At 67.2% G+C, this 253-nt stretch carries 1 pseudogene; it reads right to left on the minus strand.

The window, feature by feature from the left end:
* Positions 1 to 253 (minus strand): annotated as a pseudogene (locus SB764_RS42680) (DUF3142 domain-containing protein); the annotation flags it as partial.

Consider the following 253-nt stretch of genomic DNA (forward strand, 5'->3'; position numbering starts at 1 on the left):
CGAAACGGCAGCTGCAGCCGCGCGACGCGCGGCAGGTAGGCCGCATGGTCGGGAATCGTGCTGCGCCCCTGGTAGGTCTGCACGACCACTTCATCGACGACCCCCCTGAGCTGGTTGACCTGGTCGGTATCGATGCGGCTGCTCCAGTCGAGCAGCCCCGTGATGCTCAGCCGGCAATCGGCGGGCAGCGTGTCGCGCAGCGTCCGCAGAAATTCGAGGTAGTCCTGCAGATGCCGCGTGCGCGCGTCGAAGT

It is taken from the genome of Paraburkholderia sp. SIMBA_027, from assembly GCF_046535315.1.
GTDB classification, from domain to species: Bacteria; Pseudomonadota; Gammaproteobacteria; order Burkholderiales; family Burkholderiaceae; genus Paraburkholderia; species Paraburkholderia tropica.